Origin of the sequence: Pseudomonas sp. 65/3-MNA-CIBAN-0223, from assembly GCF_040310425.1 — a bacterium.
Lineage (GTDB): Bacteria > Pseudomonadota > Gammaproteobacteria > Pseudomonadales > Pseudomonadaceae > Aquipseudomonas > Aquipseudomonas gregormendelii.
Genome location: NZ_JBEOPV010000227.1, coordinates 1 through 258 on the forward strand (window position 1 = coordinate 1; position 258 = coordinate 258).

1 pseudogene is annotated in these 258 nt (G+C 53.1%); it reads left to right on the forward strand.

What is annotated here, in order from left to right:
* Positions 1-197 (forward strand): annotated as a pseudogene (locus AAEZ09_RS28675) (hypothetical protein); the annotation flags it as partial.
* Between the last annotated feature and the right edge of the window lie 61 nt (positions 198-258).

Genomic DNA, 258 nt, shown 5'->3' on the forward strand with positions numbered 1-258 from the left:
GGTTGGGTGTGTGCATGCTGGGGCTGGCAACACTGGCATTCAGCCTGGGCCTCAAGCCTTCCCCCAATTATTGGGATTACCTGTTGGACCCCTTCATCGCATTGTTCAGCCTCGGCGCACTGATTGTTTATGTTGCCAAGGCGCTTTTGCGCAGGATGAATGGACGACAGGATTCCACCCGGACCGTAAGCCTCTGATGGCTAGCTGGCGCATTTGACGATTCAATAACGAGGTTTTGAATAATGGGTTGGCTCCATT